19 protein-coding genes are annotated in these 23,745 nt (G+C 43.4%); 8 read left to right on the top strand and 11 right to left on the bottom strand.

Going from position 1 to position 23,745, the window contains the following annotated elements; all coding sequences use genetic code 11:
• Window positions 1-31: 31 nt before the first annotated feature.
• The 5 genes from ACYVNW_RS05190 to ACYVNW_RS05170 all read left to right on the top strand — a co-directional run bounded on the left by ACYVNW_RS05190 (window position 32) and on the right by ACYVNW_RS05170 (window position 8,614).
• Window positions 32-5,203, top strand: a complete 5,172-nt coding sequence (locus tag ACYVNW_RS05190) for a PKD domain-containing protein (protein WP_460678781.1) — start codon at window positions 32-34, stop codon at window positions 5,201-5,203.
• A gap of 10 nt (window positions 5,204-5,213) precedes the next feature.
• Window positions 5,214-6,242: a PorP/SprF family type IX secretion system membrane protein gene (locus ACYVNW_RS05185; RefSeq protein ID WP_460678780.1), complete on the top strand. Its 1,029-nt coding sequence runs from the start codon at window positions 5,214-5,216 to the stop codon at window positions 6,240-6,242.
• Window positions 6,243-6,260: 18 nt separating this feature from the next.
• Window positions 6,261-6,668, top strand: a complete 408-nt coding sequence (locus ACYVNW_RS05180) for a hypothetical protein (RefSeq protein ID WP_460678779.1) — start codon at window positions 6,261-6,263, stop codon at window positions 6,666-6,668.
• A 41-nt stretch (window positions 6,669-6,709) separates the two neighbouring features.
• A complete protein-coding gene (locus ACYVNW_RS05175; protein ID WP_460678778.1) occupies window positions 6,710-7,117 on the top strand; it encodes an OsmC family protein in 408 nt (135 codons plus the stop codon).
• Window positions 7,118-7,498: 381 nt separating this feature from the next.
• Complete coding sequence (locus ACYVNW_RS05170; RefSeq protein WP_460678777.1) at window positions 7,499-8,614, top strand: mechanosensitive ion channel family protein; 1,116 nt, start codon at window positions 7,499-7,501, stop codon at window positions 8,612-8,614.
• Here the strand turns inward: ACYVNW_RS05170 and ACYVNW_RS05165 are convergent.
• Window positions 8,611-9,117: a DUF4126 family protein gene (locus tag ACYVNW_RS05165; RefSeq protein ID WP_460678776.1), complete on the bottom strand. Its 507-nt coding sequence runs from the start codon at window positions 9,115-9,117 to the stop codon at window positions 8,611-8,613. The two genes, ACYVNW_RS05170 and ACYVNW_RS05165, sit on opposite strands and share 4 nt — an antisense overlap.
• Window positions 9,118-9,239: 122 nt before the next feature.
• On the opposite strand from ACYVNW_RS05165, the gene ACYVNW_RS05160 reads away from it, so the two are divergent.
• Window positions 9,240-9,761, top strand: coding sequence for a hypothetical protein (locus tag ACYVNW_RS05160; protein ID WP_460678775.1), 522 nt, complete (start codon window positions 9,240-9,242; stop codon window positions 9,759-9,761).
• A gap of 79 nt (window positions 9,762-9,840) precedes the next feature.
• Here the strand turns inward: ACYVNW_RS05160 and ACYVNW_RS05155 are convergent, their stop codons facing one another.
• Genes ACYVNW_RS05155 through ACYVNW_RS05140 form a run of 4 tightly spaced genes read right to left on the bottom strand, consistent with a single transcriptional unit; the run spans window position 9,841 to window position 16,085 of the window.
• Window positions 9,841-13,017, bottom strand: a complete 3,177-nt coding sequence (locus tag ACYVNW_RS05155) for an efflux RND transporter permease subunit (RefSeq protein ID WP_460678774.1) — start codon at window positions 13,015-13,017, stop codon at window positions 9,841-9,843.
• Window positions 13,018-13,023: 6 nt separating this feature from the next.
• Window positions 13,024-14,085, bottom strand: coding sequence for an efflux RND transporter periplasmic adaptor subunit (locus ACYVNW_RS05150; RefSeq protein WP_460678773.1), 1,062 nt, complete (start codon window positions 14,083-14,085; stop codon window positions 13,024-13,026).
• A 4-nt stretch (window positions 14,086-14,089) separates the two neighbouring features.
• Complete coding sequence (locus tag ACYVNW_RS05145; protein ID WP_460678772.1) at window positions 14,090-15,427, bottom strand: TolC family protein; 1,338 nt, start codon at window positions 15,425-15,427, stop codon at window positions 14,090-14,092.
• Between the two features lie 40 nt (window positions 15,428-15,467).
• Entirely contained in the window at window positions 15,468-16,085 is a 618-nt protein-coding gene (locus tag ACYVNW_RS05140) for a TetR/AcrR family transcriptional regulator (protein ID WP_460678771.1), read from the bottom strand.
• Between the two features lie 105 nt (window positions 16,086-16,190).
• Here ACYVNW_RS05140 and purB point away from each other — a divergent pair, with 105 nt between their 5' ends.
• A complete protein-coding gene (gene purB, locus ACYVNW_RS05135) occupies window positions 16,191-17,546 on the top strand; it encodes an adenylosuccinate lyase (RefSeq protein ID WP_460678770.1) in 1,356 nt (451 codons plus the stop codon).
• Window positions 17,547-17,637: 91 nt separating this feature from the next.
• Window positions 17,638-18,186 carry a NifU family protein gene (locus ACYVNW_RS05130; protein ID WP_460678769.1) on the top strand — a complete coding sequence of 183 codons (549 nt, stop codon included), beginning with the start codon at window positions 17,638-17,640 and terminating at the stop codon, window positions 18,184-18,186.
• 77 nt (window positions 18,187-18,263) lie between these two features.
• Here ACYVNW_RS05130 and ACYVNW_RS05125 read toward each other — a convergent pair whose 3' ends face one another.
• From ACYVNW_RS05125 to ACYVNW_RS05100, 6 genes are all read right to left on the bottom strand, one after another.
• A complete protein-coding gene (locus tag ACYVNW_RS05125) occupies window positions 18,264-19,061 on the bottom strand; it encodes an inositol monophosphatase family protein (RefSeq protein ID WP_460678768.1) in 798 nt (265 codons plus the stop codon).
• Window positions 19,039-19,518 carry a GtrA family protein gene (locus tag ACYVNW_RS05120; RefSeq protein ID WP_460678767.1) on the bottom strand — a complete coding sequence of 160 codons (480 nt, stop codon included), beginning with the start codon at window positions 19,516-19,518 and terminating at the stop codon, window positions 19,039-19,041. The genes ACYVNW_RS05125 and ACYVNW_RS05120 overlap by 23 nt, the downstream gene beginning before the upstream one ends.
• Entirely contained in the window at window positions 19,511-20,683 is a 1,173-nt protein-coding gene (locus ACYVNW_RS05115) for a prolipoprotein diacylglyceryl transferase (protein ID WP_460678766.1), read from the bottom strand. The genes ACYVNW_RS05120 and ACYVNW_RS05115 overlap by 8 nt, the downstream gene beginning before the upstream one ends.
• A gap of 28 nt (window positions 20,684-20,711) precedes the next feature.
• A complete protein-coding gene (mtaB, locus tag ACYVNW_RS05110) occupies window positions 20,712-22,031 on the bottom strand; it encodes a tRNA (N(6)-L-threonylcarbamoyladenosine(37)-C(2))-methylthiotransferase MtaB (RefSeq protein ID WP_460678765.1) in 1,320 nt (439 codons plus the stop codon).
• A gap of 102 nt (window positions 22,032-22,133) precedes the next feature.
• The gene (locus tag ACYVNW_RS05105) at window positions 22,134-22,700 is read right to left on the bottom strand and encodes a UbiX family flavin prenyltransferase (RefSeq protein WP_460678764.1); all 567 of its coding nucleotides are present in this window, start codon (window positions 22,698-22,700) and stop codon (window positions 22,134-22,136) included.
• Window positions 22,701-22,863: 163 nt separating this feature from the next.
• The gene (locus ACYVNW_RS05100) at window positions 22,864-23,745 is read right to left on the bottom strand and encodes a Ppx/GppA phosphatase family protein (protein WP_460678763.1); all 882 of its coding nucleotides are present in this window, start codon (window positions 23,743-23,745) and stop codon (window positions 22,864-22,866) included.

Raw genomic sequence — 23,745 nt, 5'->3', positions numbered from 1 at the left:
GAGAACACTATGCTTATGCATCGTTAGTGTAATGTTTACACTTATATCTGCATCGGCACAAACTATTACTTTTCATGATGTAGATGCCGGTCAGTATACGCCGGGTTCAACCATAGCAGTACCCTTTAAAGTGGATTACAGCACCGGCTGTGTTGCCCAGGATAACGTTTACGAACTTTACCTGTCAGATGCCACCGGTAATTTTGCTGCTGAAAAACGAATTGGGGTGTTTACCGGCTTTTATGCCACGTTTGTAAACGGCGTGATTCCGGCCGGTACTGTTCCCGGGGTGGGTTATCGCCTGCGTATCAAAACAACCAGGCCTGCTACCATTAGCGCAGCATCAAATCCAATTACTATTAATGCCGGCGCTTCGGTAACTGCTGGTTTGGGAGGCAATTTTATTAATGAAAGCCCTACCAGCCCAAACTTTCACCAGGTTTTTGGGTATTGCGCTGCCGGTGAAGCAAACAAGCAGTTCTTTTTTAGTGAAACTTCAAGTTCATCTTTGCCTATTGGGTCAGGCAGTGCAACCACTCTCTTTTATAACGAAAAAAGTTCGGTATCCACAGTTAAGTACCCGGCGGGAGGTTATGTAGATTTCACAGCCGATGCCACAAATTATACTATTATTGAGAAGGCTTTTAACGGCGTATCAGTAGGAACCTATGCTTATCAACTGATTAACAATACTGTAACCAATAACGTTGGCGCATCGGGTGCACTTGATTTGTGCCTGATTGAGAACCGGAATAAAGCGGTAATCCGTATCTCACCAGACGGGCTTGCCGATAACTATCCGGGTAATATATATAATGTAGATTTTGGGGATGGCACAGTTGCCAGGCTAAGCATATGCGACCTGCAAGCTGCAAATTACAATATATCACATGTGTACTCAGAAAGCTCGTGCGGAAAGCAGGGAAGCGGAGGATATCCTATTAACGAATATATTCAAACTCCATATTGTTCTGGTGTTTACGGGCAGCCTTTTAATACTGCTGCCAAGGTATACATCAACCCCTACAATAGAATTACAGGGCCAAGCAACGGTTGCTCAAATAAAGAAATAACTTTTACCAATGATTCTTACCCAGGTCAGAACTTAACAGGCGGAGCATTAAACTGTATCAATACCAGCGCCCGGTATAACTGGAAACTGGATGGTGAATATGTATTGCGGAATGTTCCGCTAACTACTTCCTTAAAAAAATTAATACCAGCCGGTAATCATACACTCTCTTTGGAACTGCTGGGCAGTACCGGTATTTGTGATTTTGCTGCACCCATTACCTTCAATTTCTGCGTTCAGGATCCTCCCAAGCCAGACTTTGAGGTGCCTGCCAGAATTTGCCTGAGTTCAACGGTAACCCCGGTTGATAAATCGGTGATAGACAACCGTTGCGGTGTTGCACCTGTGTATACATGGACAGTGAAAGGTGCGGCAACTACTAAAACCTATACTGGTGTTGCTCCTCAGTTTGCATTTACTGCTGCGGGAGTTTACACAATTACTTCAGCCATTACCTCTGGCGACTGTGCGCAAGTATTCAGCCCGGAAAAAACGATTATTGTTGATGCCCCTCCAACCGCAGTAATGACCGGAAACAAATCATTATGTAGTAAAGATGTAGCTATTGCTTTTAGCCCCGATGTTGTGGATACCAAAACTGTATTTACAGGTACAGCAGTGCCGCTAACCGATACTTACACCTGGAACGTAACTGGCGGTAACTACGAATTTACAGCCGGTACGAATGCCAATACCCAGTATCCAAGTATTATTTTTCATGATAATGCCACTTATACCGTTTCGGTAGTTCATAAAAACCAGTGCGGCTCTGTAACGGCCAGCCAGCAGCTTACCTTTCAGGATGCACCCGTGGTTGACCCCGGCAGCTATGACCCGGTTTGCAGCAGCGATAAGCTAATCGCACTGAGCAATGCAAAAGTGGGTAGTGGTGCTACTTTTACATGGCAAACTTCAACCGGAGGCAAGTTTTCTGATGCGAATGCAATGAACCCGACTTATACATTTTCTGCAACTGATATTGCAGCCGGTAAGGTGACTTTAACATTGCATGCCACTACTACTCTATCAGGCGTTTGCAGTGTGATTGACAGGCCGGTTACCATTAACATACTGCCCCAGCCGGTAATAAACAGCCCGGCTACTTATGTGCGCTGCAGCGGGCAAGCCATGGATTATACCATTACCAGCAATGTAGCCACAGCCACTTTTAGCTGGACAGCCAGTTCGGCCAATGTGAGCGGCTTTAGTGCCAGCGGCAGTGGTAGTAGTATTAAAGATATACTCGCTGTAAATGGCACTACAGCCGGAATCGTAACTTATATCATTACACCAATTGCCCAGGGATGTACAGGTTCCCCCTTTACATTAACGGTAACAGTATCGCCGTTGCCCACAGTTACAACAACGAAATTAGCCTTAGATATTTGCAGCGGTCAGCCCGCTAATATCGATTTGTCGTCAAACATCACAGGTGCAGGTTATACCTGGACAAGCACTGTTACCGGGAATGTAAGCGGTAATACTTCAGCAACTAACCCTGTAAGTCGCACTTCGATTGCCGATGTGTTAGTCAACAACAGTACTACCGATGTTGCTGTAGTTACTTACAATATTACGGTTTATAATAGTGCAGGCTGTGCCGGAAATACCATTACCGTTACCCGTACACTAAAACCGGCACCCGTACAGGCCGTAATCAGCAACTTAAGAACACCGGTTTGTAACGTAACAGATTATCAGCTGCAGGGTAACGATGCCGGGCCTGGAAGTGGTACCTGGACAGAACTTACCGGCAAAACAGTGCAGTTTTCAGATATTCATGATCCTAAAGCAATTGTTAGAAACTTAATACCCGGAACGGCTTATCAACTGAGATGGAGGATAGACGCAGCCGAAGGTTGTACACCAACCGAAGATGTTTTGAATTTGCAGGTAGATAAGCAAAGTGTGGGTGGTGCCACTTCTACAGTAGCGCCGGTATGTGCGGGGGCTAACAGCGGCACCATCAACCTAAGCGGTAATACTGGGGCGGTCATCAGATGGGAAGGTTCAACGGATAACTTTGTTTCGTCTGTAGTGGCAATTGCTACTACCAATAACTCAGTAACTTTTAATAATCTTACCAGCACTACCTACTATCGTGCTGTGGTTAAAAGTGGCAGTTGTAATTTTGCTTACTCAACTGTGAGCGTGGTAACAGTTAACCCGGCACTGGCCAATGTGAAAATCAATCCGGTGGTGCCGCCTTGTAATGTTACATCAATGGTACTCAGCGCGCTCGATCCGGGTACATATACCGGTACCTGGAGCATCGTGTCCCCGACCAATTCAGGCGCCACCATAGCTGATATACATAATGCATCAACTATCGTGAACAATATTACCCCTGGTGTTACTTACACGTTCCGTTGGACAGTTGCCACTCCCACCTGTGGCATCCAGTCTGATGAAATAACCGTTACTGACAGACTGGATGTACAGCCTGCTTTTACTTCGCCATTAAGCAGCAACTGCGGCCCGACGTCTATCACGTTTAAAAACACTTCTTTCGGTAATGTTACTACTCCCCCTTCAGGTACTTCTTTTGAATGGTATGTAGATGGCGTTAAAGTTTCGAATCAGTTTAACCTGACTTACACTTTTGCCGCATCCGCTTCTAAAGACATAACTTATAAGGTGGCGTTAAGAATTACAAGTAACTGCAGTATACTCACCACTGCTGAAAAAGAAATTTTAATCAGTCCGGCTAAACCGGTAGCATCGCTGAACCCTGGTGTACTTTCAGGTTGTTCTCCTTTTACACCGGTGGTTGAATCTCCTTTGCCAGGAAGTAATAATAAATCTTACGAGTATATCATTACTGATTTAAGTACCGGTGTTGCGCGCAGCGTTATCATGAATGATGCTACCCCACCAACATTAGCGCCGCTTACGGCTACCACAACCAGCAAAAAGTATAGCATATATTTAAAAGTGACTGACAATTGCGGCAATACCAACAACAGCGTTACTTTCCAGTACACCGTATCGCCGCCTGATGTAGTGCCGATATTTGCCATTAAAGATCCTAAAACATCATATTGTGCAGGGGATAATATTATTTTACAAAACGCTACTGCAGGTGGTACGCAGTATTATTATACTATTACTAACCAGACTACTGCTGCTACCGAAACCATTCCGGCAACCACCGCAGAGCTGTCATACGCCTTGAAAACGGCAGGTAAATATGGTATCAAAATTACGGCAATAAGTGCCTGTAAGCCCGCCGGTGTAACCTCTACAGAAAAAACCGTAACTGCTTACGGTGCGCCTGCTCCTAATTTTTCGGCTGATAAGACTACTGCTTGCAGCAGTTTAACGGTACAATTTAACAACCTAACGCCAAAAGACCCGGCCGGCACGCCTGCGCAGTCATTAACTTATGTATGGGATTTTGGTGATAACAAAGGAATAGATAACAGCTTCGCTCCTAAACATACGTATACAGCGCCTGGTAAGTATACAGTTACTTTAACCGCTACTAATATGGTTACAGGCTGCGCCGATATTGTGCGTAAATCGGCTTACATCACCGTTTCGGCGCCACCTAATACCGATTTCAGTGTAAATCCTGATACGGTAATTAACATACCAAGTTACAAGTTCACTTTCACGGATGAAACGTCCGGCACAGTGCCTACCAATTGGCGATGGACATTTGGTGATGGTTCACCAGCGGAATTTACCCGTAATGCCACACACACGTATGCTGATACCGGGCGCTATTCGGTTACTTTAACTACTTCAGATGGTTCAGGCTGCCCTTCATTCAAAACAAGGCATGTGCGCATCACCGGTGTTCCGGGGCAGTTATTTGTGCCTAATGCATTTATTCCTACCAGTACCACCGACGAGCTGCGCATATTCAAAGCAAAAGGCTCAGGCATTAAAGCTTATCGTCTGCAAATATTTAATAACTACGGACAGATGATTTGGGAATCTACGAAACTAGATGCCAAAGGTGAACCTATTGAGGGCTGGGATGGTACTTTTAAAGGGCAACCGGTACAGCAAGGGGTATACATATGGCAAATGTCGGCCACATTCATCAACGGTAACGAGTGGAAAGGAATGAGCTATAACAACGGCGTGCCAAAGCGTACAGGTGTAATCAACTTGATAAGATAGATAAGTGCAGATGAAAAGAAAGTTATTGATATTGATAATTTTTACCCTATGGCGAATGCATAGTTTCGGGCAGGATCATTTGTATTCGCAATTTTTTAATTCGCCTGTTTACTTAAACCCCGCCCTTAACGGTCAGTTTGAAGGTGATTTGAGGATGAACTTAATTTATCGTAACCAGTGGTCATCAGTGCCCGGAGGGCTAAATTATGTGTCGGCATCAATCGATTATAATGTTCCGCAATTTGGTGGTGGCCTAGGGCTGTTGTTTACGCGCAGCAGCGAAGGAACAGCTTTTCTCAAGAAAAATAACATTGCGGCCATTTATTCTTATAGTGTGGGGTCTGATGATTTTGTACTGTCGTTCGGCTTACAGGCAGGGATAACTAACCGATCGGTTGATTACAGTAAACTCATATTCGGTGATCAGATTGACCCTCGGTTGGGATATATACCGGGTAGTGCAACCTCGGCCGATTTACCACAATTTAATAATCGATTTTACTTCGACTCTGGTGCAGGTATCAACCTGGTAGCCGGCAGTTTTATGCTGGGGGGCGCTTTGCAGCATATCAACCGTCCTAACGAGTCGTTTACCGGTTCGCCGGCAAAATTGCCCATGCGTGTTACCGGTCATCTAAGCTATCGCTGGGATCTGGATCCTTACGGAAATTATGATGAGGACGATAAGTCCTATATTATTCCGTCCGTGGTAGTGTATAAGCAGTCGCAGGCTCAATCAATCAACGCCGGCTTGGAATATAAGCGCAGAAGCATAAGCGCCGGCTTATGGTATCGCTCAGGCGGGCAAAGCGGCCCGAGTGCCGTGGTCTTATCCTTAATATTTGATTTATCCATCAGCCGGGAAGGTGGCGAAAAGCTTCGCTTTGGCTTAAGCCATGATGCGCCTACATCGCGGCTCAATTATAGTAACACCAGCGGAACCTCCGAAGGAAGTTTAAGCTACCAAACCACGTTACCATCTCGTGCCAACGTTGACCGCAGGTTTGACGGCGCCCGCAGGTGTTATGATTTCTATTAAAAGATAATACATCCATATATGCAAAATCAACCTAACCCTTCCCCATCACATCATGAAAAAACCGCACGTAACGGCGTATGGCTGTTGTTTGCTGGTTTACTCGTGTTTGGTATTGTAATTGTCCGTTTCGTTTTTCCGGAGCATTCAGAAGCCTCCACTGCTGCAGATAATGGTATGCCCAACAGCGAAGAAACTTACACAGTTGCGAAGCAATACATCCGCGATAAATCCGGCGAGTATTTGCAGTTTTCTGCTGAGGGTTACCAGTTTGCGCATGATGCCGATTCAGTATATACCATCAAAACCGAAACAGAAACGCAGGAAGGCGACAATACCAGAATTTCGTATTTTGTGAAAATGAAATACAGAGGTGGACCGCGTGATGATCAGAAAAGCTGGTCGTTGCTGGATATGGTTCAAAATTAATCTTCGGCAAACATGCCCGCGGGTTATTGCTTTATCACATCATGAACACTCAAACAGCGCCAATTGCTACCGCCGGTGTGCGCATGGCACGTACCCAATACCAAACCATTGTTAGCAGCGGCCACCACACCCTTATAGCCGATGAACCTGAAAGTATGCAAGGTACAGATACCGGTATGGCTCCATTCGGGCTGTTGCTGGCCAGCTTAGGCAGCTGCACCTCTATTACTTTGCGCATGTACATTGAGCGCAAAATGTGGATTGTAGATGAGATACTGATTGATCTGGCCATTTACAAAGTTGAAGGCGGTACTTTGATTACCCGGAACATTGAAGTAAAGGGGAACGTGACCGAAGAACAGAAAAAGCGGTTGGAGCAAATTGCCGATGCCTGCCCAATACACAAAGTGCTGGTTGGAAATGTAATGGTGGAAACAAAAATGGCATAAAAAAAACAGGCCGGAAATAAATCCCGACCTGTTTCAATCACTCTAAAACAATCACCTCTAACTTTAGAAGTATTTTAAATATCTTTAGCTTTTTTGCTGCAACAAATATACGAAACTGACAGGGGTTAAACGCATTTGAAACTCCGTTTTTACGTATGGTTGACAGTTAAAAAATTGTTCGATATCAGCTTGAAAATCTTACGAATATTAAACGGTTAACTCATTGATATATTGTTAATTATCGCAATTAATTTGCTTTGAGGTAAATGGTTAGTTAAACGATAAGTTTGGTGTGTTGGGCCTCATCAACTTTAATTGAAAACAAAAGTGTGATTTTCACATTCTGTATAAAATATTTTACTTGAAACTGTTCCACTCCTAATGAATTTTCCGAGCAAGTTACCGCCCGATTTGCAAGAACTGTTTATCCATATGCCAGCGTTCATCTGGAATCTGGGTGTCATCGCGGCTTCCCTCTTTATCGGTCTGGCAATTAAACTAATCCTGGGTTTAATAATTCGCAGCTTTGCAGACCGGGAGGCAAAGTATTCGTTTCTCCTATCGCTGAAAAAACATTTAGGCCCGGTTGTAACTTATTTTTTTCCATTGTTTGTGCTCAACATCACGCTGCCTTTAATGCGGATGAACAAACTATACTTCGCCCCGCTTGATCGTATAGTAGACATTGCCCTCACCATAAGTTTTGCCAGTTTGCTCATCAGGGCTATCCGTGTGTTTGAAGACTATGTATATCATACCTATGACCTCAGTAAAACCGACAATTTAAAGGAGCGGAAAATCCGCACACAGATACAGTTCATTCGCAAACTGCTGGTTATCGTCATCATTTTCGTAACCATCGCCATTATTCTGTTAAGCTTTAGCGGCCTGCGAAAGATTGGTACCGGCTTGCTAACCGGTGTGGGCATAGGTAGTATATTTGTGGGTTTGGCGGCGCAAACCTCGCTGGGTAATTTGTTGGCCGGCTTTCAGATTGCTTTTACCCAACCCATACGTATTGATGATGTACTGGTAGTAGAGGGCGAATGGGGCCGTGTGGAGGATATCACTTTAACTTATGTAGTGCTGCGCATTTGGGATCAGCGACGCTTGATATTACCTATCAATTACTTTATTCAAAAACCCTTTCAAAACTGGACACGCATTTCGGCCGAAATTTTAGGGACTGTATTTTTGTACATGGATTACAGCCTGCCGCTTGAGCCCATCAGGGCAGAATTTATGCGTCTGCTAACAGCATCTCCACTTTGGGATGGTAAAGTAAACGCCGTGCAGGTAACTGATGCTAAAGAGAAAACAATGGAAATACGCTTTTTAATGAGCTCTAAAAACTCATCAGAAGCGTTTGACCTGCGCTGCTACATTCGCGAAAACCTGATCACATTTATCCAGACAAATTATCCGCACAGCCTTCCAAAATTCAGAACTGATGCAGAAGAAAGTTCTCAGCAAGCCATACAAGCAGTTACAAATTAAGCGGCCTTCGTTAAACCTATGCCTGCACCCAATACCAGCGCATCTTCCAAACTCCCCACAACCGGGTCAATCAACGTAGTGTGCTTTACCGTTGATTTGCGAATGAAGAAAGATGCAAAAGTAGAAATTGCGGCAGCCGAGCCACCAATTAATGCGCCTGCTACAGCATTACTGCCATTAGCTTTATAAATACTTGCGCCCGACAGTGCACCTGAAGCGACTCTGAAACCAACACTGAGCGGCTTAATCCGATCGGGAACGCCAGGTATCTTATCACCTACAAATTCCTGCACTGCAAAAAACTTAAGGGCGGTTGCTACCTTTTCTGACTGCATGAATTTAAGTGGCGAGTTTCCCAATGCTTCGGATTGATGGTGGCTCAATATATGACTGGTTATGGCAGGTGCCGATGCTGAACGCATGCCAGCCAGCAGGCCTAAGCCCAGTGATTGCCAGAATGGCTTGGTAAAATTTATCTTTTTGGAGATTGACTGATTTGCCATAGTTAACATTCTAATGTATGTGTTGAACTAACACCTGTTAGTGTTGCTTGTTTGAAAGAAACCATGTAAGTTTGTTTGCTTAAATCAATTTGGGTGATGCTGTGTTTAGCTGTAAACAATTGATGATGAAGCTAAAAGAAGAAAATGTATTTGGCGAATTAGGCAGCACTATAGGCAAAGGCATACTGGCCGGCCTGGCCGGTACCCTAGCCATCAGTATATCGCAAGCCATTGAAATGAAAATTACCGGTCGTGAAGCAAGTGAGGCTCCTGTTAAGGTAGCATCTGAAGTAACCGGCGCAGCACCTGCTAACGAGGGTGAAAAAGATAAGCTTAGTAATGAAATACATTGGGCTTACGGTACAGCATGGGGCGTGGCCCGCGGGTTGATTGGTTTAACCGGTTTGAAAGGCATCCCTGCTACCCTTTTGCACTTTGGTGCAGTTTGGGGAACTGAGCAAGTAATGTTGCCAAAATATGATGTGGCCCCTCCTATTAATGAAGAAGAACCTAAAGAGATAGGCATAGACGTTTTACACCATGCAGTGTATGCAATTGCAGCCGGATTGGTGTACGATGCGCTGGATGCAGGTAGCAGGCGACAAAAGAAGGTAAAAGCTATAATGAAAAAGCTTCATGCTTAGCATGTGAGTTAAAGCATAAAAACAAAAGGCTGTTCATATAACGAACAGCCTTTTGCGTTAAGATTAAACAAACTATGATTTAGACCAACTCGGGGTCGTGCTCATATTCTTTTACATCGCGATGCTCATAATTTTCATGCATCAGCTCGTCGATTGATTTTTTGTTCTTCTCTTTGCCGCGGGATACCCAGCGGTCAAAAATCTGATAGATAACCGGTACAATAATCAATGTCAGGAACAGGGAACTCAATAAACCACCGATAATTACCCAAGCCAGGCCGTTTTTCCATTCGGCACCGGCACCTTTGGCAATTGCAATAGGCACCATACCAATTACCATTGCGATGGTAGTCATCAAAATAGGGCGCAAACGTGCGTGGTTAGCTAAAATTAAAGCGTCGTATGTCGACTTGCCTTCAGCCTTCATTTGGTTGGTGTAATCCACCAGGATAATTGCGTTCTTCGCTACCAAACCAATCAGCATAATCATACCCAAAATCGTAAAGATGTTAAGCGCATTATTGGTTAAGCCCAAGGCTAACAAGGCACCAATTACCGAGAGCGGTATAGAGAACATTACCACAAACGGATATATAAAGTTGTCATATAAAGCCACCATAATAAAGTATACCAGCATGATAGAAGCTAATAAGGCTAAACCTAATGAGCCAAAACCTTCCGACTGATTTTCCTGGTCGCCGGCAAATACATAGCTTACACCAAGCGGCTTCTTCAATTTTTCTAATTGGGCTGTCCATTCAGATACCACCGTACCGGTTGGGCGGCCAATGGTTTGTGCCTGTACAGATACTGATGTAATTTTATCGCGGCGGTCCAACTGGCTGGGGCCAGAACCTACGGTGACTGATGCAAACTGCTCCAATTTGATTTGCTGGCCTTGTGCGTTGGTAAACAACAGGTTTTTCACATCATCAATGTTACGACGGTTGAAATTTTGCAGCCTGATATCGATATCATATTCATATTCGCCTTCGCGAAATTTACTGTCGGTGTTTCCGCTGAATGCAGTTTGCATAGTAGCACCTACGGTTTGCAAGCTTAATCCCAATGCTGCCATTTTATCGCGGTCAACCTTCACGTCAATTTCAGGGTTACCGGTTTCCACCGAAAGTTTAACTTCAGTAGCGCCGGGTATTTTAGCCAAACTGCTTTCAGCCGCCTTAGCAAAAGCAATTACGCTGTCCAATTCAGGTCCCATTACGGCTAACTCGATGGGTGCACGGTCAGCTGTACCTAATATACCTACGGGAACAGTTTTCAATTTGGCTCCCACCACTAGCGGTGCAATCTCGCGTTTCATTTTAGCAGCCAAAACATCCGACTGGTCTTCACGCTCGGTACGGGGTACCAGCTTCACGTCGACTTCGGCTTTGTAAGGCGAGGCTTGGGTAGCCAAAGTACCATCATTGGCCTGGCCAACGGTGGTTACCATTGAGGTTACCTCCTTGCGTTTGCTCAGGTAGTTTTCTACCCGGCGAATCATCTGGTTACTTTGCTCAATAGAGGCATCTTTAGGCAATTCAATCTGCACTAAAAACTCTCCGCGGTCGCCTTTGGGGAAGAACTCCGAACCAATATAACCGGCTGGCAGCATACTGCAAGAACCAATAAACATCAGGAATACTAAGCCTAATACCGTTTTACGGTGAGCTAATGACCACACCAAAATTCCGGTAATAAAGTTGGTAAAGCGGGTCAGCAATTTTTCGAATCCTAAAATGATTCGGCCAAAAATGTTTTTGCCGGTAATGTGCTCTAGCTTACCGAAACGCGATGATAAAAGTGGAATGATGGTAAATGATGACAACAACGACAGTAAGGTTGAAATTACGATTACCATAGAGAACTGGCGCAAAATATCAGCTACCAAGCCCGAACTGATGGCGATAGGTAAAAATACCACCACAATTACAAAGGTGATAGACATTACGGTAAAGCCAATCTCGCGGGTGGCATCATACGCCGCACGTACACGGTTCTTACCCATTTCCATGTGGCGGTAAATGTTTTCCAGTACCACAATGGCATCATCCACCAAAATGCCTACCACCAGCGATAAGCCCAGCAGTGACATTAGGTTTAAGGAATAGTGGAAAATACTCATCCCGATAAATGTTGCTATTAACGATGCCGGGATAGAAACCATTACAATCAAAGCGTTACGCAAGCTGTGCAGGAAGAACAACATAACGAATGCTACCAGCACTACAGCCAATATTAAATCGTGAATTACGGCTTCTGCTGATTGTAAGGTATAAGTCGAAGTATCATTGGCGATAGTTAGCTTTATACCGGTGTTGGCATACTCCTGTTCAACTTGTTTCAGTGTTTTCGATATACCCTCGCTTACCCCTACCGCGTTGGCATCTGATTGCTTCAGTACCTGCATAACGATGGTGCTGGTACGGTTAAAACGGGCAATCTTATCTACGTCCTGCTGGGTATCCTGTATCTCGGCAATATCGCCTAAGCGAATCTGACCGCCATTTACAGAGTTACCAACTACCAAGTTGCGTAAATCGTCTAAACTGGTGTATTTGCCCGACAAGCGGATGCGAATATTCTGGCTGGCAGTTTTGACACCACCAGTAGGAAAATCCAAATTGGAACTAAGTATAGCCATTTGGATAGCAGGTACGGACAGACCGTAACCTTGAACTTTGTTGGCATCCAGGTTTACTTGAATCTCACGTTCTTGTCCACCAACCAGGTTCACTTGAGCCACCCCTTTTACACGCGAAACGATTGGGGCAATACGTTTGTCCATCAAATCATAAAACTGTGCACTGTTTAGTTTCGATGAGGTTGCAGATAAGGTCATTACCGGCAGGTCATCTAACGAAAACTTGTTCAGCGCCGGAGTTTTCACCGTGGCCGGTAGATCTGCCTGTATAGCGTTTACCTTACGTACCGCATCATTCAGCGCCTGGTTTACATCAGCGCCGGTGTTCAGAGTGATGGTTACAAGCGATAGCCCCTCAAATGATGAAGAGTTAAGGCGTTTTACGTTCTCTAATGTAGATACCGCATCCTCAATCTTTTTAGTTACAGTATTTTCTACCTCAGAAGGTGCAGCACCGGGGTAAATGGTACTGATGGTGACTACGTTAGAAGTAAACTTCGGCAGCAACTCGTAGTTTAAAGTAAAGTAGCTCAGCAGCCCTAACAAAGTTAGCGCAGTAAACACTACGATAACCAAACTGGGGCGCTTAATTGAAATTTCAGCTATTTTCATAATGCTTTATTTTTGAATAGATACTTTAGCGCCGTCAGTTAAATTGATCTGACCGCTGGTAATTACAGTTTCACCTTCCTGAAGGCCTTGTAAAATTTCTACCTGGTCGCCAATGATACGGCCAGATACGACTTTGCGGGTACGGGCGGTGTTGCCGTTGTCCAACACATAAATTTCGTTACTACTCACACTACCTACAAAGGCACCACGAGGGACAGTAATTGACGGTTTTTCTTTGGCAAATTCAAAAACGGCGGTGGCATACATACCGGCTTTTAGTTTGTTGCCGGGGTTGCTGTTTAATTTTACTTCTACCGGGAAATTCAATGTATTATCGCCTTTGGCTGCAATAAAGCTTACCGTACCGCTAAACTGCTGGTCCGGAAATACGCCTGATAAAATCTTAGCCGATTGGCCCATCCTCAGGTTGGCTACCTGCGATTCGTTTACGTTTACTTTCAGTTTCAGCTTAGAAGCATCAACAATTTCAAATAATTTGGTACCAGGACCAACATAAGCGCCCTGTTCAATATAACGCTGGTTGATAATGCCATTGATAGGCGCCTTGATGCTGGCATCGCTGATGCGGCGGCGCGCACTTTGCAAACGGGTTTGGGCCGTACGCAAATCTAAATTAGCACGATCCAGTTGTTGCTGGGTTACACCGCCGGTAGTAAATGAGCTTTGATAACGTTGTGCATCACGTTGGGCATTTTGGTAAGTAGCCTGGGCTGCTTCTAAGTCAGTGCGTAATAATTCAGCATCTAATACAGCAATTACCTGCCCTCTGCTTACGCGGCTGCCCACATCTACCAACAGACGGGTAATACGGCCGGAGTTTTCTGCCATAAAATCAAGCGACTGGTCAGCAGCAAGAGTTCCGTTCACGCTGAAGTTTAAATCCACGGCTGTGCGTTTAACCTGGGCTACGTTTACTACGGCATCTCCGCTGCCTTTAGCTACTTCTGCAGTTACCGATTCGTTCTTCTTTTTATTTTTATTGAGTACAACTACTATTCCTGCTAAAATGGCGGCAACAATAACAATAGTTAAAATGGTTTTTTTCATTAGTTTAGTTTAATAAGGTTTTGATGTTTCCGTTGGATTTGATTAATTCTATTTCAGCTATTTTGTAATTCAAAAGTGCCTGGTTATAACTGTTTTGTGCTGATACTAAAGCATTTTGTGCATCCAGTAAATCAGTTAACGAAGCCAAGCCATTGTTGTAGTTGTTTTGGGTGCTGGTATACACCTCGTTGGCCAGGCGCACATTTGCGTTTTGCAGCGAAATGGTATTTAAGCTGTTATTAATTTGTATCTGTGCATTTTTATGTGCCAGGTTCAAAGCATTGGATGTATTTCTGATATCTTCACGGATCTTCAAGATATCTACATTAGCCTCCCTAACCCTTGAACGGCGGGCAAATCCATCAAATACCGGGATACTCAAAGTTAGACCGATAGCTGATGAGCCGTACCAATAGGCGCCGCTGTTACGGGTAAAATTGAAGAGGTCGAAATTCGGACTTAAGCCGTTTTGAGAATAATTGGCGGTAAAAGATAACGAGGGGTAATATTGTGCCTGATAGGCTTTTTTCTGATACTGCAGTAATTCCTCTTGCTTTTTAAGTACCTTATAGTCAATCAAATTTGCGGTGTTGATGCTGTCCAAATCGCGGGCAGCTGCCGTTTTAACGCTTTGAAGCTCAGCCTGTGGTATATTGATCACTGCATTTACCGACATACCCATATAGTACTTAAGGGTATTTTCTCCTTGCGCAATAGCGTTTAGCAATTGCTCACGTTGCGTATTCAAATTGGTAATGTTTACCTGAACACGGTCTAAATCAATTTTTTTGGCTAAGCCGTTCTTGTATTGAGTAGCAATAATTTTTTCTACACGGCGGGTTGAATTGATGTTGGAATCTACCACAGCCAGTTGCTCGCGGGTTACCAAATACTGGTAGTAAGCGGAGGCCACCTGCTCAATGGTGTTTTCTTCGGTTTGCTGGCTGGTTAAGCGGTAAAAATCAACGCTGGCTTGTGAAGCCTGCAAGCCGGTAAACACCTGCTTATCAAATAATTTTTGACTGAAGTTGGCCTGACCAATTGCGTTGTACTTGGTACCTAAACTTACTACCTGGCCATTAAATACCAGTTTCGGAATAATCAACTGATCGGTTATTGAGCCGTTTACATTCAATTGTGGCAGGGCCTGAGCGCGGGTTTCTTCCACTACATATCTGGCCCGCTCAATATCAAGCCGCGATTTGTTTACCGCGCTGTTATTGCGTAGCGAATAGTTGAGTGCATCTTTTAGGGTAAGTACACTTTCCGGCTGTTGCTGGGCTTTAGCCAACTGAGAGGTAAGTAAAATTACTGCTAAAAGTATTCTGGTGCAGATTTTCATTTTTGGGTTAAGTGATGATTTAAATTTATGACAGGGGTTGTTATGATTGTGCTACTGTTGCTTCTTTATACTGGTTAAGTAATTTGTATCCTTTTAAAGTACAGATACCATAGTTGAAATGGTCTTGAAACTGTTGCTGCACCTGCCAGACATTGTATAAGGCCGGTGGAAAAAGATCATTATCAAAGCCCATTTCTATCTGATTTACTCGCATATGGGCCATTACATTCACATCTATTTCGGGGCGGATATATCCTTGTTTAATGCCTTTATTAAGCAAGTCCTCTAAAGTCTTGACGATGTTGTTGCGTTTAAATTCCTGGAAAATTATGAAAGCCTCAGGATAATATTTCTTCATATCATGGAAAGCCGAAGCGTTGATTTTAGTCAACACTTCTTCAGAACACTTTGTCATGCTGTGCAATTGCTCAATTACATTATCTGTGCTCTGCATAATTTCCTGCATCTGCTTTTCGTCATACTGCAGCTTATGTTTAACCACCGCATTGACCAACTCATTTTTATCGGCAAAATGCTGGTAAATGGTTTTCTTTGATATGCCCAAGTTCCTGGCAATATCATCCATTGTGACGCTTTTGATTCCGGAACGCAAAAACAGTTCTCCGCTTCCTTCTACAATTCTTTCCAGTGTATCCATTTCGATTTCCGGAACAAAACTATGGAAACTTTTTTTGATTACAAAGTTTCCATAGTTTATTACTTTTTACCGACAAATGCTTATCGCTTTACTATCTTTGCCGATATGAATACTGAAAATCAGCTTTCTGCACTCACCGCCATTTCACCTATCGATGGCCGTTATCACAGCACAACGCAATTATTATCTGAATATTTCTCCGAGTATGCACTCATCAAATACCGTGTATTTGTAGAAATTGAATACTTTATTGCCTTGTGCGAGCACCCGTTACCGCAGCTGCAAAATTTTGACGTAAGTAAGTTTGAAATGTTACGGCAAATTGTATCAAATTTTTCTGTAGCTGATGCCCAACAAATAAAGGAGATAGAAAAAACTACTAACCATGACGTTAAAGCGGTTGAGTATTTTATTAAAGGAAAGTTTGATCAGTTGAACTTGAACGAGTATAAAGAGTTCATCCATTTTGGTCTTACTTCTCAGGATATCAACAATACCGCTACCCCTTATTATTTTAAACTTGCCATACATGAGGTTTACTTACCCGCCTTGCAGCAGGTAATTAATTTATTGAAAGAGCAAGCTAATGCCTGGGCTGCAATCCCGATGCTGGCGCGCACGCATGGACAGCCGGCCTCACCCACCCGCTTGGGAAAAGAGCTGATGGTATTTGTAGAGCGGTTAGAAAACCAGTTGATTTTATTAAAGCAAGTACCTTTCTCTGCCAAGTTTGGCGGTGCAACGGGCAACTTCAATGCACACCATGTAGCCTATCCGCAAATTGACTGGCGGGTATTCGGTAATCACTTTGTTAATAATGTATTGGGGCTTACCCGCTCGCAACTTACTACCCAAATTGAACATTACGATAACTTCGCTGCACATTGCGATGCGTTAAAACGCATCAATACCATTCTTATTGATTTGGACCGGGATATATGGACATATATTTCCATGAATTACTTCAAACAGAAAATCAAAGCCGGCGAAGTAGGTTCATCGGCTATGCCGCATAAAGTGAATCCTATTGATTTCGAAAACTCGGAAGGTAACCTGGGTATTGCCAATGCGCTGTTTGAACACTTGGCAGCTAAATTACCTATTTCGCGCTTGCAGCGTGATTTAACCGATTCTACGGTACTGCGTAATATTGGCGTACCTGTAGCACATACTCTAATTGCTTTAAAATCAACTTTAAAAGGTTTGAATAAGCTGCTGCTCAATGAAGATGCTATTCGGCAGGACCTGGAAGATAACTGGGCTGTAGTGGCCGAGGCCATTCAAACCATATTGCGCCGTGAAAATTATCCAAACCCTTATGAAGCTTTGAAAGAGTTAACCCGTACAAACCAAGGCATCAACGCGGCGAGTATCAGTTCGTTTATTGACACTTTGAACGTTGATGATGCTATTAAAGCGGAGTTGCGTCAAATCAGCCCCTCGAGCTATACAGGTATATAGTCATTCAGCAGTAAAAACTAAGCAGCCCGCTCCTTTAAATCAAAAAGCTGATTAAATTTGTTGTTATCTCAATAAAACAAATAAGATTGTCATGAACATCAACGTATATACCGAATCTACCCCGAACCCGGCAACCATGAAGTTTATTGTAAACAAGTTGCTGATTAATGGTAGTGTAGATTACCCTACCAAAGAAAGCGCTGAAACTTCGCCTTTTGCCAAAGAGTTGTACAAGTTTTCTTTTGTGAATGGCGTTTTCTTTGCCAGCAACTTTGTAACTGTAACCAAAACCGAAGGTACTGAGTGGGATGATATTGAAGCCATATTAAAAGAATTTGTAAAAGGCGCAGTAGAATCGGAATTGAAGGTTCAGGAAGTGGCTGATGAGGAAGTAGCTTTTGAAGGCACAGATGCCGAAGTTAAAATTCAGCAAATTTTGCACGATTATGTTCGCCCTGCGGTTGAGCAGGATGGCGGTGCAATCAGCTATAAATCATTTAACGAGGGTATAGTAACTGTAGAGTTGCGCGGCTCGTGCAGCGGTTGTCCATCTTCAACCATTACTTTAAAAGCTGGTATCGAAAACCTGCTTAAACGTATGGTTCCGGAAGTAACTGAAGTGGTATCAGAAGCGTTGTAAGCGCTTAATCCAATAGCATTAACAAAAAAGGCCGGATTATTAAATCCGGCCTTTTTTGTTATTCAATACCCTGAATTTTAGTTATTAATAAAATATTTTTGGATGGTGTTCAGCATTTCTTCCGTTACTTTACCATTGGTAGCCAGTAATTGGCGAATATTCCAGCAGTCTTGTCCGCCGCTGAAATTAACAGCATGGCCCCCTGCCTGTCTTACAATTACAATACCAGCGGCCACATCCCAGGCATTCAGGTTGTATTCGTAGTAAGCGTCGAAGCGGCCACAGGCAGTATACACCAAATCTACAGCTGCTGAACCTAAGCGACGTAAACCATGGCAACTTCTCATCAAATCCTGAAATAAATTCAAATACTGAGGCTGCTTCGTAAAATCGTAATATGGAAAGCCGGTGGCAATTAAACTGTCGCTAATGGTGGGGGCATTACTTACTTTAATTTCTTTTCCATTTAACAATGCCGGTGCATCTTTCCAGGCATAAAAGCATTCATCCTGGTTTACTTCATACACCACTCCCCCTACTAGTTCATCATATTCCTGCAAACCAATGCTTACCGAAAATACCGGCAATCCGTGGATGAAATTAGTAGTGCCATCCAAAGGGTCGATGATCCAGTTATAGCGCTCGCCAACTTTGGTGGTTGTTTTTTCTTCAGTAAAAAAGCCGGCTTCGGGTAATATCTTCTGCAATGATGCTACAATCTGTTGTTCAGCTGTTTTATCTACATAAGTAACCAAATCATTCAATCCCTTATATTCAATACGTTCAGGGTCAAAACTTTTACGTTCCTGGCGGATGAAATCACCTACCTCGCGGGCTACATGGGTTACCTGATTAACGATTTGATTTAGCGGCATGATGTTGGTTTCTTAAAGACAGGTTAAAAGAAAAAAACTTATGTACAAAAAAGCTGGCCACAAACAGACTTAATGCAGCGGCTGGCCGGGCTATTGGCGGATATATATGAAAGTTGTCGACATATAAATTCAGTAAGCCCAAATTGGCAAAGTAACCTACAAAAGCAACCGATATAAAACGAAAGAATTGCCGGGAAGGTGATAGCGTAGATTCGGTAAATACCATGTAACGATTAACCAGGAAGTTTACCACTACACCCATGCAGAATGAGATGGTGAAAGCCAGATTATTGTTGGTAATGTTTTGGCCCAATACATGGTAACGGGCAGATGTAAACACGTAGTTAAATAAAAGATAGAATGCTACTATATCAACAATGAAACCCAGCCCTGCAGAAAACAGGAAGCGGACCACCTGATTTCGCATTAATTTGTACCACCAGTTATCTTTAACCATTAGCAGTTACGGGCTTACCCGAGTTTTTGCGTGCGTACATGATTAAGCCAATACCTGCAATGACTAACAATAAAGCAATTAACTCAGCCTGGGTAAAAGATAAGCTGCCTATAGTATAACGTGTGTTCACACGGATGAGTTCAATGAAGAAACGCTCTAAACCATTTAATATTAAATACACGCCAAAAAGTACGCCCGGTGTTTTAATATTATGCCTGATTTGCCAAAGGAATAAGAATAACAAGAGGCAAACTATACACTCGTAAAACGAAGTAGGATAAACAGGCAGCAGTAACTGGTTACAAAAATTACCTATACAACCCGGAATATGATTGTTCGGGTCCATTTGGTTTACATTGTGTGGAAAGTTAAATGACCACATCCAATTGGGCGCCCAGCTTAACCAACCTGGTTTGGGCGCCAGGTTAGGAATACCCCAATCCCCATCGCCCGACATCTGGCAGCCAATACGGCCAATGGCGTAAGACAACATCATGCCCGGCCCGCCAATGTCTAACATGGTTAATGGTTTTACGCCATGTTTATTGGCTATATATAAAACGGCAGCACCACCACAAATCAGGCCGCCATAGAAGGTTAAGCCGCTAAAACCAATCAACATTCCAACCGGGTCGCGCATAAAGTCACCCCAGTTTTCCAGTGCATTAAACACCTTAGCACCTATAAATCCGAACACCGCTGCCCAGATTAAAATACTGCTCATGAGTTCATGAGGATGTACAGTTACCTCCTCTACTTTTGGTGTAGCCAGCTGCGTTTTCTTTTTTTCGGCGTAAACCCAATAGGCCAGTAGTGCAGCACCTATAATACCGCCAATCCAGTTACCACGGGTTGATAGCAGAAACTCTTGGGGGTTGGCCACCATCAGGCTATAATTTAAAGCTGCGTCTACTAATTTATAACCAATAATAAAACCAAAGAGGCCGTTGCCAAATAATTCAGCAGCGGTAGCAGGTTCGCCTACAATGATGCGTTGTTTAAAAGGATGAACATAGCCCAGTTGTTCTTTTCGCTTAAATTCCTGTACAAAAGCCCAGTAGGCCGCTATAAATGCCAGCGCAACAAAAAAGCCGAAAGTTTGTACAGGAAGTGGTATATGGACGTGAAAAAGATATTCTAAAAGACTGGATATGGTTGGAAACATCAGCTATAGTTTTACGGCGAAGATAGAATTAATGAACCAATATTTCCTGTATTTCCTCAATTTCGACCTCGCCGTCGGCACTGATTTCGGTTAAGAGCACCTTTTTTAGTTCGTTAACCAGTACCGGGTCGTACTTGGCTCTCACCTTAACATAATTGCGGGTAAAGCCATGCATGATGCCTTCTTTAACATCCCCTTCAAACAAAACTTCGTCGCTTTTTCCCAACTGGGTTTCGTAAAAAGCACGACGTTTTTTATCAGAAAGGATGTGCAGCATCTTGCTCCGGTCGGCACGGGTGGATCCGGGCACGGTACCCTCCATAATGGCAGCTGGCGTATTTTCACGTTCCGAGTAGGTGAACACGTGCAGATATGAAATGCTTAACTCGTTCAGGAAATTATAAGTATCAATAAAATCTTCGCGCGTTTCGCCCGGAAAACCTACAATTACATCTACCCCAATACAGCAATCGGGCATCAGGCGTTTAATAGTTGCCACGCGGTCGGCATATAACTCGCGGCGATAGCGGCGGCGCATCAATCCCAAAATTTTATTGGATCCTGATTGCAGCGGAATATGAAAATGCGGCACAAACCTTTTGGATTGTGCTACAAAGGCAATTATTTCATCAGTTAACAGATTGGGTTCAATAGATGAAATACGAATACGGTCAATCCCCTCTACCTCATCCAATGCTTTTACCAAATCTAAAAACCGGTCTTGGCGGCTACCCTCACGAATACCAAAATCACCGATGTTTACACCGGTAAGCACAATTTCTTTAACGCCTGATGCAGCTATCGCGTAAGCTTGCTGTACCACACTCTCAATGGTTGCGCTGCGGCTGGCACCCCGTGCTAAAGGTATGGTGCAAAAGGTGCAGGAGTAATCACAACCATCCTGTACTTTTAAAAAGGTGCGGGTACGGTCGCCAAATGAATAAGAAGCATTAAAATGCTGTGCTTCAGATATCGGCTGATTGAATACTTTAGCTTTAGGCTCTTTGGTCAAATCGGTAATGTGGTCAACCAGCTGAAACTTTTCTGCCGCGCCTAAAACCATGTCAACGCCTGGTATCTCGGCAATCTCTTTCGGCTTTAACTGCGCATAACAACCTACAATGGTAATGTAAGCGTTGGGTGAAACCTTAAGCGCTTCTTTAACAATCTTCTTGCACTTCTTGTCTGCATTTTCTGTTACCGAGCAGGTGTTAATCACATAAACATCCGGCGTGTCGGTAAACTCTACGGTATCAAAACCAGCCTGGTTAAACTGCCGGCCAATGGTAGAAGTTTCCGAATAATTGAGCTTACAGCCCAGCGTGTAAAAAGCGACTTTCTTATTCATTTGCAAGGCGCAAAGATAGGAAGAATAGCTAAAATTTTGAGAATTAGCGAATAGCGGTTATCAATCTATTGTAAAAATTAGTTGTATGGTTATGCTTTCAAGTTACTTTTCATTCCAGCGGTAACTCTCATGCTCCAGGCCAATCAAGTCAATTACCCGGTTTACTACCGTCATGGCTGCCTCTTCAATGGTTTTAGGCTGGTTATAGTAAGAAGGTATTGCCGGGCAAATAATGCCGCCTGCCTCGGTAACGGTCGTCATGTTACGCAGGTGAATCAGGCTTAGCGGTGTATCACGGGCTGCTAAGATCAATTTACGTCGCTCTTTCAAAACCACATCTGCGGCGCGGGTAATTAAGTCATCTGATATCCCTCCTGCAATACGGCCAAGTGTGCCCATGGAGCATGGGATAATCACCATTGTATCGAACCGGGCAGAGCCGGAAGCAAATGGTGCATTAAAATCTCGTTTGTCGTAAAAATGGAAGGGATATAATTTGTAATCTTCGTTGTTCAATTCGTGCAGCCAAACCTGTTTTGCATTGTCAGACATGACAATGGCCACTTGTATAATTTGTTCCTGCAGTTGCTGCAACTTGTCAAGCAGTAATTTAGCATAAATGGCACCACTGGCACCTGTAACGGCTACAACAATTTTTTTCTTAAGCATACGCAGATGATAACAAGGCGAAAATAGAAAAGTTAAGGCAATAAAAAAGGGTCGAATAACTCGTACTCGACCCTACATCTACCTATGAAAAACATGCCCTTTTGGGAGGGCATAACAAAGATAGAAAATAGTTTTTGTTTGTAAAATAAAAATTAAAAAAATTTTATCTGAGGTTATTTTTGTCAATCAGGGTCTGGATAATACCATCTACCATACCCACACTGGGTACAAAAATGTCTTTAATGTTCGCCCATTTCATTACGCTTAAATAGATCTCGCAAGCCGGGATAATCACATCTGCCCTATCCTGATTTAAACCTAATACATTGATACGATCTTTAAGGGAAAATGAGTTTAAGTATTGATAAAGGTTCTTTAGTTTATTATAACTCAACGGGTCGTCTTCCTTTTCTTTTGATAAACGGAACAGTTTATTGATGTTGCCGCCTGTGCCTATCCCATACACGTTTTTAAACTTACGTACATGGGACCTGATAAATTCATTCATTTCATCCCATGTTTCTTCCTTGTCCTGATTGTCGAGAATGCGGATAGTACCAATATTAAACGACTGCGAGGCCAACATTTCACCCTCCGAGAACAAGGATAATTCTGTACTGCCGCCGCCAACATCTATATATAAGTAATTTTTGCTTTTATCGATGCTTTGCTCCAAATGACTGGAGTAGATGATATTGGCTTCACGGCTACCGTGCACAATTTCCAGATCGAGGTTGGCTTCTTCTTTTATACGTGCTACTACTTCAGGGCCATTATTCGCCTCACGCATAGCAGATGTGGCGCAGGCCATGTAATCATCTACTTTGTATACATCAATTAAATTTTTGAAAGCCTGCATCGTCTTCACCAAATCATCTGCCTTTTTCTGGGAAAGATGCTTATGCAAAAAAGCATCATCTCCCAAACGCAACGGAACCCGAATGAGTGTGTTTTTTTTGAAAGAGATGGAACCATTATTGTTGATGATGTCGGCAATCAGCAGCCTTACTGCATTTGAACCGGTGTCTATTGCTGCGTATCTCAA

The sequence above is a fragment of the Mucilaginibacter koreensis genome (genome assembly GCF_054783355.1).
This window is presented reverse-complemented; position numbering and strand designations above follow the sequence as displayed.